Origin of the sequence: Streptosporangium sp. NPDC002721 (assembly GCF_042888905.1) — a bacterium.
Taxonomy (GTDB): Bacteria; Actinomycetota; Actinomycetes; order Streptosporangiales; family Streptosporangiaceae; genus Streptosporangium.
Window position 1 is genome coordinate 45,388 of the sequence record NZ_JBIAQI010000033.1, and the last position, 14,054, is coordinate 59,441.

The window sequence follows — 14,054 nt, forward strand, 5'->3', positions numbered from 1 at the left end:
TACAGGCGAGGAGATTGTGAATGCTTGAGGCGATCGGGCTGAGCCAGCAGGACGAGGCGGTGTACGACGCGCTCGTCCGCAGGACGCAGGCGACGGTCTCCGAGCTCGTCCATGACTGTCATCTCCCGGAGGCCGCCGCGAGACGGACGTTGCGCTCGCTCGTCGACCTCGGTCTCGCCACCCGTTCGACGGGACGCCCCGTCCGCTACGTCGCCGTCTCGCCGGACAGCGGGCTGGAGGCCGTGCTGCGCGAGCGCGAGGCCGGGCTGCGCGACGTCCGCCTGCACATCCGGACGCTGGTCAAGATGTACCGCGCGGGCACCCGGTTCGCCCATCCCGGCGAGCTGATCGAGGTGGTCTCGGGACGCGACGAGGTCAACCACCATTGGGTGCAGATGCAGCAGAACACCCGGACCCAGATGCGCGGGTTCGACCGCCCGCCCTACGCCGCCCCGCAGGCGCACACCGAGCCGAACCACGTCGAGCTCGCCCTGCTGAAGCGGGGGGTGAAGTACCGGGTCATCTACGACAGGAGCGCGCTCGCGCTCCCCGGCTGGCTGGACGACGTCACGGCCGGGATGCGACACGGGGAGCAGGCCAGGATCGCCGCGGACCTGCCGATGAAACTCGCCATCTCCGACGACCGCCTCGCCATCATCCCGCTGCTCCGCCCCGTGGACGACATGGTCGCGGCGTCCTACGTGATCCACCCCTCCCCGCTCCTGGACGCGCTGGTCGCCCTCTTCGAGACGACGTGGACGCGCAGCGTCCCGGTCCAGCTGAACTCACCCGACGCGGAGGTGCTCTCGGAGGAGGAGGCGAGGCTGCTGACCCTGCTGGCGTCCGGAGCGACCGACAAGGCCGCCAGCCGTGCCCTGGGCTGGAGCGAGCGCACCGTGCAACGACACGTCACCAAGCTGATGAACCGGGTCGGGGCCCAGACCAGGTTCCAGGTCGCGATGGAGGCCACCCGGCGGGGGTGGATCTAGAACTTGTGGTGCGAGCTTTTGAATCAGGCCAAAGAGTCGAACTCGCCGGTCTTGACGCCACCGATGAACGACCTCCACTCGGCGGGGGTGAAGAGCAGCTTGTGGCCACAAGGGTTCTTGCTGTCACGAACGGCGACCACCCCGGGCAGGTTGGCGGCCACTTCCATACACTGGCCACCGCTGTCTCCGGAAAGTGAAGACTTCCGCCACACGGCGCCGCTCAGGTCCATCCCCGCCTCGCCTTCTCGATCATTTTTAGGGATACGTGCTCAGGATAGGCCCAGAGTCGTATCGCCTCATAGCGCTTCCAGATCGAGGTCACGGAATCAAGATCTGTCATGATCTGCCCTTCCGCCGAAGATTCCGCATGGAGGGCACCCGGTTGTCCGTCTGGAAGTTCGGCGATCGTGAAAGCGCCCATCAAACCTGTGAGGCATTCCGGGCTGACAATCTGGATGGAAACGGTCGGGCTCTGAGTGATTTCCAGTAGGTGACCGAGTTGTTCGTGCATCACTTCGACCCCGCCGACCTTGCGGCGCAGGACGCCCGCATCGACGAGTACAAGGAGAAGCGGAGGATTTTCCCGACCGAGAATCCACTGCCGTTGCATGCGAGCTCGAACCCGTTCTTCCACCTCGTCGGAGGTGATCTGAGGAGCCTGACTGAACAGATGCCGGGCGTAGGACTCTGTCTGCAGAAGGCCGGGGATGAGGAGGGGATCCCAGGAGCGCAGGACGAGGGCGGTCGGTTCGATCTCCTCGACCCAGCTCTGGAACCAGATCGGGCCGCCGGGCTGGGCCAGGATGCGCTGACGGAGGCGAGTGAAGGCATTGCCGTCAGCCGTCCCGAAGAGCTGGTCCAGCTTCTCTGCGTCGGATTTCGACGGTGTGCGGGTAGCTCCCTCCAGGCGGCTGACCTGAGTCTGGGTGCAGCCGAGGCGTCTGGCCACGGAGGACTGCGAGAGCTGCGCCGCCTCCCGCAACCGGCGCATCTCGGCACCGAACCGCACACGAGGGGATCCGGGGTCGAGGGGCAGCACCTCATCCATTGCATTTCCTCCCGAATTAGAAAAAACGGACTTAATGGTCGGCCGGTGATATCGAATCCAGTCCAGATAGACCAGGGACTGTCATCATTCGCTCTGGCCTGGGTTGCCGATTCAGTGGTCGGCCGCCTACCGACAGGGCATTCTAGGCACAGGAAACCTCCTCGCGAAAGTGTCGGCAAGAAAGCGGTAAACCACGTTCCCGGCTTGAGGTGAATCGGAGCGGACATGAATGAGATGACCCTCTTTTGATCTCCTGTCGCGAGCATAGGAAAGCATCCGAAAGGTGAAACCATGACGACGAGCGAGCCGCCGCCCGCACAGGCCGCTGCCCTGGTCCGCGAGGACATGTTCTTGCCCTGGTTGACGACAGTGGTCGGTGTGACCTGGAAACTTCCCATAGCTGACGAACGAGTATGGGAAGGGTGTGGCGAAGGCGGGCCAGGTGGGTAAAGATTGATACGTCCCGGCGCCTACCGCCCCCGGAGGTCCTGAATGCGCTCCACCCGGTTACTCGCCGTCGGTCTGGCGCTGGTGACGGTGATCGCGGGATGTGCTTCCGGTCCATCCTTGGAGGACGCGGCAGCGGAGTTGCAGAAGGACACGCAGCGCCTGGAAACCGACGACGTCTTCAAGAACCCGCTCAACAAACTACGGATTCTACAGCGCCCAGACAAGGATCTTCCTTGTGGCGGAGAGAACGTCAAGCGAGTGCTCCGGGCAACGGCCGATTATCAGCGCGGCAAGGAAGAAGATCTGGACTCCCATCTAGACGGGGCCCAGAGGCTCATGGAAAATACTCTTTCTCAAATCCTGCGTTATGACATGCAATACGACATCAGCCAAGTTGACGCCCCGGAAGGGCGGTTTATTTATGGAAGCAAGGAAACTGGGATTGTCGTGAACGTGTATGTCTCGCCAGAGGCTCCGACCTGGCGATTGCACGCGCAGACCGCCTGCCTGCCGCGCTGATGGAATTGGCTCGTCAGTTCTGAGCTCGAAGCTGCAAGAGATTTGCGGCCAGGTCGCTAGTCTGAACCCGTGAGGAATTTTCAATCTTGTCATCGAGCTTGCTGTTGCCGTCCATCCATTTATCGTAAACAGCTAGCTTCTCTTGGAGTATCTGCTCCCATTTTTTACTGCCAGTGGCCTCATGTTTAGCCTCGCCAACGAACTCGTCATATGTTTTGAGAGCGCCTGTGGCTTTGTTGAGGAGTTCCTTGGGCGGTTCGCTGGCCGAGTAGCCGCCGCTATGGAGAAGATACGCCATCTCGTACTTCATGCGTTTGGCCAGGTCGGCCCGAGTCTCGGTGGCAGCTTGGACCTGTGTTTCGAAACTATCGGCCCACCTGTCCGATAGGTCGCTGAAAATGTAAGCCTGGGTGAACTCCCAACCGACTTCGAATACCGGCTTCACGAAGCTAACCCCGCCAAGCATCAAACCGACGGTGTTCTTAGTGATGTCTCGGGTCGTATCGGCGATAGCGTCTTCTTCGCCGAGCACGTCTACCGCTGTCTTGAACGTGACACTGGCGAAGTCGCCGAACATCATCGAGACATCGCGGAAATAGTTATTGTCGCTCTGCGCGTCGAGACGGGCAGCGGTCAGCAGCGTGTCATGGCGGAACCGTGCCACAGTCGAGTCAAAAGCATCGGCGACCTTGTCCTCGCCGACGAAGGTCTTCATGAATTGAGAGGTGTCACCAGGGCTGAGATAGAAAGTAGGAGTCACTCCAGGAAGGGATTTCCAATGTTCGGGGAGCTGCATGCCGGAGGAACGGTCGGCGGCCTTGTCGAAGCGTCCGCCCGAGACCAGTTCATGGACATACGAGTTCGCGACCACGCCCATGGAATCCTTGGCAGGCCATGGCAGGTCGGCACCGAAGGAGCCCGCGACTTTTATCAGGTCCAAGGCGAAGGCTGCGGCCTCAGGGCTGTGCTGGCCGGCCTTTTCGGTCTTGGCCTCGGTACCCGCCTCCATCGCCCGGCCGAAGGCGTCGGCCACCTCGTCCCCGGTGCCCACGCCCTTGGCGTAGTCGAGGAACAGCTTCATCTTGTCGGTCCGGCTGAGCTTGACGTCGTTCCCGCCCATCTTGGCGAAGGCGTCCCGCACTGCCGCACCGTCTCCGTCGAGCACCTCCAGGCCCATGGCGACCAGGTCGTCAGGCAGGTCGTACTTCTTGCTGCCAAGGGATCCGGCGCGCCACTCCTGCCCGGGCCTCTTCGCGAACTCGTCCAGGACCAGCGCGCGGGCCGCCGCGCTGCGAATGGACGAGGGAGCGTTCGCGCCTTTGAGGAGCGCGAGCCGGTTCCACGCGACGATCTTGCCGTCGACCGGTTTGACCAGGTCGTCCCTGACCTTGGCGAAGGCCGGGACGAGGGTGGGAGCGTTGAGGGCCGCACCGAGGGCTTTGCTAAAGGTGGCGAGGTCCTGCTTGGCGGTCTTGCTGCCGGTGGCCGCGACGATGCTGGGCAGCGCGTCCCGAACCTTCGGCGACAGCAGGGCGAAGAAGGCGGCGGCGGCCTGGGGGTTTTCGGCGATTTTGGCGACGTCGTCGATGTGCTCGTGGATGAGCTTGGCCTGCAGGTCGCTGTGGAAGTTCACCAGGATGTCCTCGCCGTACATCCTGGCCAGGCCCTGGGCGAGGTCGTAGTCCTTCAGCTCGTCGGGAAGGCGGACGAGCCCCTGCCCGCCCGCCGCGACGGAGGCCGCTCCGCCCGCTCCGCCCAGCTCGGGGGCGCCGTCGCCCAGGGCTTTGATCAGGTCGATCCGGCCGTGGAGCATGGAGACCTGCCTCCCGCCCCAGTCGGCGATGTCGGTGATCTCCCGGAGCGCGGGGGTCTCGACCCCGTTCTGGCGGAGCTTTCCCTCGAACTCCCTGCTGAAAGCGGTCAGCTTGTCGGCGGCGCCGCGCAGGGAGGTGGCGAGCTGCCCCATCTGCTCGGGGTCGATGCCGCAGAACTCGCCGGTCGATGTCATGGAACGTTCCCCTTCACGATCACGACTTCACGGTCACGACGATCACGTGCGTCCGGCCATCTCCCGGCGCATGGCGTTCGCCTCGGCCTCGGTCACCAGGGGAGGGGAGCGGCGCAGCTCCTCCTCGACCGCGTCCACCACGTTCTGGGCGAGCCGTCCGAGCCGTTGGTGCCGGGCTTCCAGCTCGGTGGTCCAGGTGGCGGCCGTCGGCCCCGTCCAGACCTGCCCCGACCGCATCGCCGAGGAGGCGCGCTGGTACGCCTGCCGCACCTCGTTGGCCCGGTATTCGGCTTCGACGAGCAATTGTCTCAGCCGTTCGTGCCGGGGACTGGGCACCATCCGCTCGGCCACGCCACCCCCGCCCTTTTCATGACCCCGTAACGAAGGAAAAAGTCGCATACCAGAGTAGGTATTGATCGTCTAAGTCGGCAAGTCCCGTACCCGGTCGGCATCGCGCTTCCGCCAGTGGGGTCATGGCCACGCGAGCGGACGGAATTGGTATTTCGGTCATTACCTCTTATGTCGGGGCGACTACTCCACCCACCAGCGCCGGAGTTAACGTATGTCGCTGTTCGAAAAGCATATCGACGCGATAGAAATCGCCGTCAAGACCGCGTACTGGATGTGTTTCGTCGTCGGTTTCATGCTGTTCTTCGCCGGTCACGTGACCATCCTCATGGCCGTCGTGATCGGCGTCATCCTGCTGTCCCGCGTCATCCTGTACGAGATCCGGCGGACTCGGGCGGGCTGGGACCGTAAGAGCGCCGAGGAATCGGAACTACGCCGGGAGCAACGGCGTGAGCACCGTGAGCGAGAGTTGCGCCTCCAGATCCGGCGGCTGCAACGGCCGGACCCTTGACCGCGCCGACCATGCTGACCGCGCGGCGGCGAGCGCGGACGGGGCAGCGGGGCCGCATCCCGGGTGTGGAATGGGCGAGGCCGGGTTGTTAGGTTGAGGCTCGCCTGAAATGCCGTTAAAGGGATGCTCAATGTCGGCACCGTCCGTACTTCCCCCCTCTCTCGTGCGCCTGCTGGCGCGGCCCGCACCTCCCGGAACCCTCTCCGACCTCAAGCACGTCGTCTTCGTCATGCAGGAGAACCGGTCGTTCGACCACTACTTCGGCCGGATGCGCGGGGTGCGCGGCTATGAGGACCGCAACGCGGTGTCCACCCGGGCGCTGCGGCCGGTCTTCGAGCAGGACGGGGTCCTGCCCTTCTCCGTACGGGAGGCCGCGGGGCGCGCCGGAGCCGACCCGATGCTGCTCGACACCCACGACCACAGCTGGCTCGGCACGCAGAACGCCTGGGCGATGGGCTGGAACGACGCCTGGGTGCCCAACAAGGGCCCGTCCACGATGGCGTACTACGACCGCGAGGACATCCCGTTCCACTACGCGCTGGCGGACGCGTTCACGATCTGCGACGCCTACCACTGCTCGGTGCTGAGCTCCACGACGCCGAACCGCAACTACCACGTCTCCGGTCACACGGGCCACGAGCCCGGCACCGAACAGCGGGCCGTCGACAACGGCGCCTGCGAGGAGGACGGGCACCCGGGCTACTCCTGGACCACGGTGCCCGAGCTGCTGACCCGGGCCGGGCACTCCTGGCAGGTCTACCAGGAGTGGGACAACTACCAGTGCAACAACCTTGAGTTCTTCGCCACGTACAAGGCGGTCATGGCGAAACTCGGGCAGAGCAGCATGCACTCCTTCTACGAGAAGGTACGGGCGTCCGAGGACCCCGCGCCGATGCTCGCCGAGCTGGAGGAGAGGGTGGCCCGCCTCGATCCGGCCGACCGGCTGCTCCACGACCGGGCGCTGCGCCGCACCCGGACAGGCGGGCTGGGAGACTGGTTCGCCGCCGACGTGGCGGCCGGACGCCTCCCCGCCGTCTCGTACGTCGTGACCTCGCTCGCCGACTCCGAACACCCGGAGGGCTCCTCGGCCGTGGAGAGCGGGAAGGTCGTCTACCGGATCCTCGACGCGCTCGCGTCGAGCCCGGAGGTGTGGGCGAGCACCGCGGTGTTCATCACCTACGACGAGAACGACGGCTTCTTCGACCACGTCCCCCCGCCCGTACCGCCGGACGGGACCCCGGGGGAGTTCGTCGCCGGACGGCCCGTCGGGATGGGCATGCGCGTCCCGATGATCGTCGTGTCGCCGTGGAGCGTGGGAGGCCACGTCTGCTCGCAGACGTTCGACCACAGCTCGACGGTCCGGTTCCTGGAGACCTGGCTCGGCATCCGGGCCCCCGACATCAGCGCCTGGCGGCGGACCGTCGCCGGGGATCTCACCTCCGCCTTCGACTTCGCCCGGCCGGCGGCGTGGCCCACATCGGAAGCACCCGCCCAGAGCGCCCTGGCCGCCCAGGGGGTGCCGGTGTCCACCCAGCGGATACCGGAGCCCGCCCAGGGCGCCACGACCGGCCGCTGGTACCCCGACGCCCCCGCCGAGCAGCGGATGCCCGGCGGGGAACCGGGCGTCAGGCCCGCCCGCGCGCTGCCGTACCGGCCCGACGCCTCGGCGCGGACCGGCGGCCGCGCCGTCGAGATCACGATGAGCAACACCGGCACGGAGAGCGCGCACCTGGCGCTGTACGGCTACATGGGGGAGCTCGCCCGGCCGCTGCACTTCGACGTGCTCGGCCACGCCCGCGAGGTGGTCTACTTCCCGTGTCCCACGTACGCCCTCGTCCTCACCGGGCCGAACGGCTTCCGCCGGGAGTTCCGGGGCGGGACGGACGACCCGGTGGAACTGTCCAGCGTGATCGACGCGGCCACGCGGACGATCGAGATCGCCCTCGTCAACACCGGTGACGAACCGGCCGACGTGACGATCTCGCCCCTGGCCTACGGAGGGACGGCACGGACGCTGCGGCTCGCGGCCCGGGGCACCGCGCGGGTGCAGTGGCGGGCCGCGACCGGATGGTACGACCTGTGGATCACCGTCGCCGGGGACACCGGCTTCGCCCGCCGCCTGATGGGACACATCGAGAACGGCGAGCCCGGCATCACGGGCTGACGTCCGACAGGGACACCGGTGGAAATGTCGGTGCGCTCTGGTAAACCGTGGGCCATGGCTGTGAGCGTGGATGAGTTCCTGGAGATGGTGAAGCAACTGCCCGAGACCGAGCAGGGCGACGGTGGTGAGTGGGTCTCGCTGAAGGTGCGGGGCAAGGGTTTCGGCTACCTGTGGGAGAAGACGGAGACCGTGGGGCTCAAGTCGACGATCGACGAGCAGCTCGCGCTGGTGGCGGAGCGGCCGGAGGTGTTCGAGATCCAGTTCACCGCGGGCCGGTTCGGCTGGGTCGTGGTGCACCTCGCGAAGATCGACGCGGACGAGCTGTTCGAGCTGGTCACCGAGGCGTGGTGCCTGACGGCTCCCAAACGGCTCGTCGACGCTCACGAGGCCGCCCTCCAGCCGTAGCCGGGCGTACGCGGGGGTTCCAGGTTGTTCCGTGTACGGGGGGCGCCGGGGATCCGGCGGTGACCGGCTTCGTTTCGCGACTGCGGGCGCGTGCGGGTGATTTCGCCGAGCGGGAGGCGACGAACGGCCCGCCCCCGAACGCTCGGTGGGTCGGGCCGTCCGTCGTGAAACGGGTTCTCCGTGAGCCTGGTCGGGCCTGCCCCACGGGGAGGCGAGTGCGATCCGGATCCGTCTCATGGGGAGGCGGGTGTGCGGTCCGGGCCCGCCTCGTTCATGAGGAGGCGCGAGCGTGCGGCTCGTGGTCACGGTGACGGCCTTGCGGCCTCCTGGCCGCCGGTGACTGTGTCAGCCGCGTCAGCCATGTCAGCCGTTCCGGCAGTGTCGGCCTTGTCGATTGTCCGTCGGTCGTCTGTCCGTCGATGGTCTGTCAGTTGTTGATCCCGCGGCCGGTGCCGCTGCCGCCGACGCTGTCGCTGATGCCGCCGCCGACACCGGCGCCCCTGCCGGTGCCGGTGCGCCCGCTCATGCGCCCGCGCTCGCTCATGCGCTCACGCCCGCGCTCGCTCCTGTACTCGCGCTTGCGTTCACGCCGGTCCTCGCGCCGGTAGTCCCGCCCGCTCTCGCGCCGGTACTCGCGCCGGGCGCGGCACCTGTCGGGGTTCTTGTGCTCGCGGCAGGGCTTCAGGACGGAGGAGGCGCCGGCCGGGGTGGTCACGGCCACGGTGCTCGCGACGGCGGACGAGGTCGGCATCGCCATGGGGGCGATGAGGGCGGAGGCCATCACGGCTCCGGCTGCGAGGGCGTTCCTGATTGTGGTCATGGCAGATCACTCCACGTCGAATCGGTGTCGAATCGGTCGCGCCCTGGGCGATGCCCGGGCTGGCGGAGCGCCGTGCCGCGTCGAGGACGACGCCGACACGATGCGTAACCTAACCTCACGGTAGGTGGGGGGAGCCGCCGGAGTCTGCTAGCGGATCCCCAAGCCTTGGGGCGGTCGGATTACCCGTAAGTAGCGGAACGGCGCGAAAGGGGGATGATCGGTGACACTCGGTTACCGGTTCCCGTAGAAGGCTCGTGTCCCGCAAGGATGCCATCCGCGGCGGAAGCGCCAGGGCTCAGTAGATCGTCTCTGTCCGAACGCCTGTTTTCGCGGGAAGAATCCCGCCGATCCGGGGCCGTCACGGCGTCCGGGCACCTGTTTCCCCGGCTTCGCGCGGCCGTCGCCCCGCTGGTTTTTCCCGCTTCGCGGGTTCGTCATCGCGCTGGTTTCCCCGTCCTTGCCCGTTCCCGCCGTTCTGGCTCTCCCGTCCTGGCCGGTACGGCGCCGTTCTGGCTCTCCTGCCCAGGTCGGTGCGGCGCCGTGCCGGTGCCCCGGCCTCGCGTCTCCTCCGCCGTGCGTTTCACCGTCCGTCCCGCCCCCGCCACTCCCACCACCCCCGTCGTCCATGTGAAAGTTTCCCGGTTCGTTGACAGTTGGAAAGCGCTTTCCTATCGTGTTGCCTGTCCGTCTGTACGGACGTGCGCACTCGCTGGGGGGATCCGGAACGCAGGCCGCGCGGGCCTGCCGGACCAGCAAGGAGTTCGGCTTTGAGGAACAGATTCGACAGGAAGGTCGCGGCCGTCGTCATCGTCGGCGCGGTAGCCGCGTCCGGATGGGCGTTCGGCACCTCCGCCGCCGCGGCCGATCCGGCACCCGGCGCCTACACCCTCGTCAACGCGAGCAGCGGCCTGTGCCTGACCGTGCCCGGGGCCAGTGCCTCCGACGGCGTACAGCTCACCCAGTCCGGTTGCGGCGCCGGCGGCCAGACCTGGAACCTCACCGCCGCCGGTGGCGGGTTCCAGCTCAAGGCCGCGCACAGCGGCAAGTGCGCCGGGGTCCAGGGCGCGAGCACCTCCGCGGGCAAGGCCGTCCAGCAGGAGAGCTGCTCGGGCGCCTCCTCCCAGACCTGGAACCTGACCGCCTCCGGCTCCGACTACCGGGTGGTCAACGCCAACGGCGGCAAGTGCCTCAACACCAAGGACAACTCCACCTCCTCCGGCGCCCTCGTCCAGCAGAACTCCTGCGACTCGGTCGCCACCAAGCAGTGGCGGTTCGCCCCCGCGGGCGGCGGCAACCCCGACCCGACGACCACCCCCACCCCGACCCCGACCCCCACGGTCACCCCCACTCCAGGGGACCCGGGCACCCCGGGCAACGCGTCCGGCCTGGTGGGTTTCGCGACCCTCGACAAGTACGGCCGCAGCGGCACGAACGGCGGCAGGGGCGGCCAGACGGTGACCGTCACCAACTACGCGCAGCTGGCGGCGGCCGTCGCCGACGACACGCCCCGGATCGTCCGCGTGTCGGGCACGATCACCGGCAACGGCGCGGACATGCTGGACGTCGGGTCGAACAAGACCGTCATCGGCGTCGGGACGAACGCGACCATCAGCGGGTTCGGGCTCGACGTCAACGGCTGGGGCCCGGAGGAGGTCGCCTGGGGCGGTGACATCTGCGACCCCGCCGAGCGGGACAGGTTCACCCACGTGCGGAACGTGATCATCCGAAACCTCTCGTTCAGGAACTCCCCGGACGACTCCGTCAACGTGCAGTGCTACTCCCACCACGTGTGGATCGACCACAACACGTTCCACCCGTCCGCCGACGGCTCGGTGGACATCAAGCGCGGGTCGGACCTGGCGACGGTCTCCTACAACCGCTATGTCGGCACGGACAAGTCGATGCTGCTGGGACACAGCGACAGCAACGGCTCCCAGGACACCGGATACCTGAACGTCACCTACCACCACAACTGGTTCGACGGGTCCAACACCCGCCACCCGAGGGTGCGGTTCGGGTACGCCCACGTGTTCGCCAACTACGTGGACGTCGACGACTACTTCATCGGCCTGGGCGTGAACGGCAGGATCTACGCCGAGAGCAACCACGTGAAGGGCGCCAAGACGATCACCGAGGACTTCGGCAACGCGAGCCTCACCTGGGCGAGCAGCAACTACTACGACATCGCCACGATCCGGCGGGCGCAGAGCAGCGGCAGCACCATGAGCGACTGGCTGCGCGCGAACGGATCCGTCTCGCGGCCGTCGTACTCCTACTCGGCCGGATCCGCCTCCTCCACCCCGCCGTCGGCGGGCGCCGGCGTCAGCGGCGCGGACACGATCCCCTAGCGGCCTCGTTTCCCTGGTGGCCTGTTTCCCCGGCGGTCTCGTTTCCCTGGCGGTCTCGCTCGATGGCGGTCCTGTGCGAGGGCGAACCCATGCGGAGGCGCTTCCGTGAGAACCGGGATCGCCTCGCCGCCCGCACCTGTCCGTTCCAGCTCCCCGGCCGGAACGGACAGGGTGGGTGCGGAAACCGGCGCCGTCCGATTCGCCGGAACGCCATCACGGTAAGTATTCGAGTACTCACGGAATTCGGTCGAAGACCTGCGAGACGCCCCGTCGTACAGTGAAGATATGGCCATGTTGACTGTCGACCTCGACGCCAGGGCGGAGAAGGCTCTGCATGAGCTGACCGCCGACGGCCGCTCAGTGACCGAAGCGGTTCGTGAAGCACTCGTCGTTGCCCAACGACTCCACCGGATGGAAGAGGCCAGGATCGCAGCGGAGAGGCTGGCGAAGGATCCCGCCGACAGGGCCGAAGCTGAAGCGATCATGAAGGACACGGAGCACCTGCGTGCGTGGTGACGTGTACCGCCTGCGCGCCCCGCGTGACGCGATGGCCCATGAGCAACGAGGTGAGCGCTTCGCCGTGATCCTGCAGTCGGATGTCCTCTCCCACATCTCCACCGTCCTCATCGCACCGACCTCGGCCAGCGCACCTCCCGCCCCTTTCCGGCCCGAGGTCGAGTTGCTCGGCAAGCAGAGCCGGGTCATGGTCGAGCAGACCATGGCTGTCGCTCCGCAACGCCTGGGCGACTTCGCCGGTCGTCTGGATCCCGCCGAGATCGAAGAGATCGACGAGGCTCTTCACACCGTTTTAGGCCTGCTCGGATGAGCGAAGGCCCGGAGCCGGGCCGCCCCCGTCGTGTTCCCCTGCTCATAGGACACGGGGCCACGACCAGGACGGACACCGTGTGATCCGGAGCCGTTCGACCGTCACTGCCGGGGGAACCGGGTTCACGGCCGGGGCGCGACCTCCCGGAGGATCTTCGCGACCCGTTCCACGTCGGCCTCGGTGGTACGCCAGTTGCTGAACGCGGCGCGCAGCGCGGGCACTCCGTCGTAGACGGTCGGCGTGAGGAAGGCCTCGCCGGACGCGGTGATCGCGTCGACGACCTCGCCGATCCGCTCCTGGGTCGGGGAGGAGGCGAGGGTGAAGCAGACCACGTTGAGCCGTACGGGGGCGAGCAGCCGGTAGGCGGGCATCGCGGCGATCCGCTCGCCGAGCCCGGCGGCGAGGGCGGCGTCGCGGCGGACGATCTCCGCGTGCCCCTCGCGCCCGTACGCGGCCAGGGTGAACCAGGCGGGCAGCGCGCGCAGGCGCCGGGAGTTCTCCGGCGTGAGGTGCACGAAGTCGGGGTCGTCGCCCACCGGGCCGAGGTAGGCGGCCGAGTTCTGGAAGACGCGGGCCTGCAGGTCGCGGCGGCGGGTGAACTGGATCGCGCTGTCGTAGGGCACGTTCAGCCACTTGTGCAGGTCCACGCAGACCGAGTCGGCCTCGCCCAGGCCCGCGACGAGGTGGGCGTGCTCGGGGGAGAGGGCGGCGAAGGCCCCGAACGCGGCGTCCACGTGCAGCCAGAACGGGTGGCGCTCGCGCAGGGCCGCGATGGTGCGCAGGTCGTCGAAGTCGACGGTGTTCACCGTGCCGGAGTTGGCGACCACGATCGCCGGGGCGCCGTCCAGCCGGTCGAGCTCCTCGGCGAGCCCGGCCACGTCCACCGCCTCCCGGCCCGGCAGCACGCCGACCCGTCGGAGCGCCGACCGTCCCAGGCCGAGCATGGACAGCGACTTGGCGACGCTGGAGTGCGGGCTTCCCGACAGCACCGTCACCGGCCCGAGCGCGGTCACGCCCTCCTCGGCCACCGAGATGCCGCGCCGCTCGCCCAGCCACTCCCTGGCGATGGCCAGGCCCGCGAAGTTGGACATGGTCGCGCCGCTCACGAACGCCCCCCGGTGCTCGGGCGACAGGCCGAAGAGGTCGCGCAGCCAGGCGGCCGTCTCCCGTTCGAGGTCGGGGGCGAGCGAGTCAAGGCCCGAGTTGGGGTTCTGGTCGAGGGTGCCGGTCAGCCAGTCGCCCGCCAGCGCGGCGGGCGTCACGCCACCCGTGACGAAGCCCAGATAGCGGGGGCCCGCCCCGGCCGCGAAGCCCGGCTCCCAGCGCCGCGCGAACTCCGCCATCGCCCCCTCCAGGCCGGCCCCCGCCCCCGGCAGGGACGCGGGCGCGGGTCTCGTCGGCGTCCGCGCCACCGGCCGGTCGCCGAGCCCGCCGAGCAGGCGCACGGCGTACGCGCGGGTGGCCTCCAGCAGCTCGGGGACGCGGGCGTGGTCGGCCCCGAGCGATCCCGGCGTTTCTGGCGGGTCGTGTGCCGGTCCGTGGTTGGGCGGGGTGTTCGCTTCGTGTCTGGGGTCCATTCTTCGACGGTACGGGGTGGTCACGGTGACGGTATGGTCCA

At 67.8% G+C, this 14,054-nt stretch carries 14 protein-coding genes; 8 read left to right on the plus strand and 6 right to left on the minus strand.

The features are described from left to right. Positions 1 to 20: 20 nt before the first annotated feature. Positions 21 to 989 carry a helix-turn-helix domain-containing protein gene (locus tag ACFYWM_RS37330; RefSeq protein ID WP_389924114.1) on the plus strand — a complete coding sequence of 323 codons (969 nt, stop codon included), beginning with the start codon at positions 21 to 23 and terminating at the stop codon, positions 987 to 989. A gap of 23 nt (positions 990 to 1,012) precedes the next feature. Here ACFYWM_RS37330 and ACFYWM_RS37335 read toward each other — a convergent pair whose 3' ends face one another. Both ACFYWM_RS37335 and ACFYWM_RS37340 read right to left on the minus strand, forming a co-directional pair. Next, the gene (locus ACFYWM_RS37335; RefSeq protein ID WP_389924116.1) at positions 1,013 to 1,219 is read right to left on the minus strand and encodes a DUF397 domain-containing protein; all 207 of its coding nucleotides are present in this window, start codon (positions 1,217 to 1,219) and stop codon (positions 1,013 to 1,015) included. Next, positions 1,210 to 2,037: a helix-turn-helix domain-containing protein gene (locus ACFYWM_RS37340; RefSeq protein ID WP_389924119.1), complete on the minus strand. Its 828-nt coding sequence runs from the start codon at positions 2,035 to 2,037 to the stop codon at positions 1,210 to 1,212. Before ACFYWM_RS37340 ends, ACFYWM_RS37335 begins: the two co-directional genes overlap by 10 nt. A 492-nt stretch (positions 2,038 to 2,529) precedes the next feature. Here ACFYWM_RS37340 and ACFYWM_RS37345 point away from each other — a divergent pair, with 492 nt between their 5' ends. Next, complete coding sequence (locus tag ACFYWM_RS37345; protein ID WP_389924121.1) at positions 2,530 to 3,006, plus strand: hypothetical protein; 477 nt, start codon at positions 2,530 to 2,532, stop codon at positions 3,004 to 3,006. 13 nt (positions 3,007 to 3,019) lie between these two features. On the opposite strand, the gene ACFYWM_RS37350 is transcribed toward ACFYWM_RS37345, so the two are convergent. Further along, positions 3,020 to 5,014 carry a hypothetical protein gene (locus ACFYWM_RS37350; RefSeq protein ID WP_389924124.1) on the minus strand — a complete coding sequence of 665 codons (1,995 nt, stop codon included), beginning with the start codon at positions 5,012 to 5,014 and terminating at the stop codon, positions 3,020 to 3,022. Positions 5,015 to 5,056: 42 nt separating this feature from the next. Beyond that, positions 5,057 to 5,365, minus strand: a complete 309-nt coding sequence (locus tag ACFYWM_RS37355; protein WP_389924127.1) for a hypothetical protein — start codon at positions 5,363 to 5,365, stop codon at positions 5,057 to 5,059. Between the two features lie 211 nt (positions 5,366 to 5,576). On the opposite strand from ACFYWM_RS37355, the gene ACFYWM_RS37360 reads away from it, so the two are divergent. The 3 genes from ACFYWM_RS37360 to ACFYWM_RS37370 all read left to right on the plus strand — a co-directional run bounded on the left by ACFYWM_RS37360 (position 5,577) and on the right by ACFYWM_RS37370 (position 8,442). Then, positions 5,577 to 5,873 (plus strand): hypothetical protein, encoded by a 297-nt coding sequence (locus tag ACFYWM_RS37360; protein ID WP_389924130.1) that lies wholly within the window; start codon positions 5,577 to 5,579, stop codon positions 5,871 to 5,873. A 130-nt stretch (positions 5,874 to 6,003) separates the two neighbouring features. Beyond that, positions 6,004 to 8,037, plus strand: a complete 2,034-nt coding sequence (locus ACFYWM_RS37365; RefSeq protein WP_389924132.1) for a phosphocholine-specific phospholipase C — start codon at positions 6,004 to 6,006, stop codon at positions 8,035 to 8,037. Between the two features lie 54 nt (positions 8,038 to 8,091). Beyond that, on the plus strand, positions 8,092 to 8,442 hold the full coding sequence (locus ACFYWM_RS37370) for an MmcQ/YjbR family DNA-binding protein (RefSeq protein WP_389924135.1): 351 nt from the start codon (positions 8,092 to 8,094) through the stop codon (positions 8,440 to 8,442). Positions 8,443 to 8,869: 427 nt separating this feature from the next. Here the strand turns inward: ACFYWM_RS37370 and ACFYWM_RS37375 are convergent, their stop codons facing one another. Continuing rightward, complete coding sequence (locus ACFYWM_RS37375) at positions 8,870 to 9,262, minus strand: hypothetical protein (protein ID WP_389924137.1); 393 nt, start codon at positions 9,260 to 9,262, stop codon at positions 8,870 to 8,872. A 767-nt stretch (positions 9,263 to 10,029) separates the two neighbouring features. Between ACFYWM_RS37375 and ACFYWM_RS37380 the strand changes: the two genes are divergently transcribed. The 3 genes from ACFYWM_RS37380 to ACFYWM_RS37390 all read left to right on the plus strand — a co-directional run bounded on the left by ACFYWM_RS37380 (position 10,030) and on the right by ACFYWM_RS37390 (position 12,436). Then, positions 10,030 to 11,610: an RICIN domain-containing protein gene (locus tag ACFYWM_RS37380; protein ID WP_389924140.1), complete on the plus strand. Its 1,581-nt coding sequence runs from the start codon at positions 10,030 to 10,032 to the stop codon at positions 11,608 to 11,610. 285 nt (positions 11,611 to 11,895) lie between these two features. Next, positions 11,896 to 12,126: a hypothetical protein gene (locus tag ACFYWM_RS37385; protein ID WP_389924143.1), complete on the plus strand. Its 231-nt coding sequence runs from the start codon at positions 11,896 to 11,898 to the stop codon at positions 12,124 to 12,126. Next, the gene (locus ACFYWM_RS37390; RefSeq protein WP_389924146.1) at positions 12,116 to 12,436 is read left to right on the plus strand and encodes a type II toxin-antitoxin system PemK/MazF family toxin; all 321 of its coding nucleotides are present in this window, start codon (positions 12,116 to 12,118) and stop codon (positions 12,434 to 12,436) included. The genes ACFYWM_RS37385 and ACFYWM_RS37390 overlap by 11 nt, the downstream gene beginning before the upstream one ends. A gap of 122 nt (positions 12,437 to 12,558) precedes the next feature. On the opposite strand, the gene ACFYWM_RS37395 is transcribed toward ACFYWM_RS37390, so the two are convergent. After that, entirely contained in the window at positions 12,559 to 14,013 is a 1,455-nt protein-coding gene (locus ACFYWM_RS37395) for a pyridoxal phosphate-dependent decarboxylase family protein (RefSeq protein ID WP_389924149.1), read from the minus strand. Positions 14,014 to 14,054 lie beyond the last annotated feature (41 nt).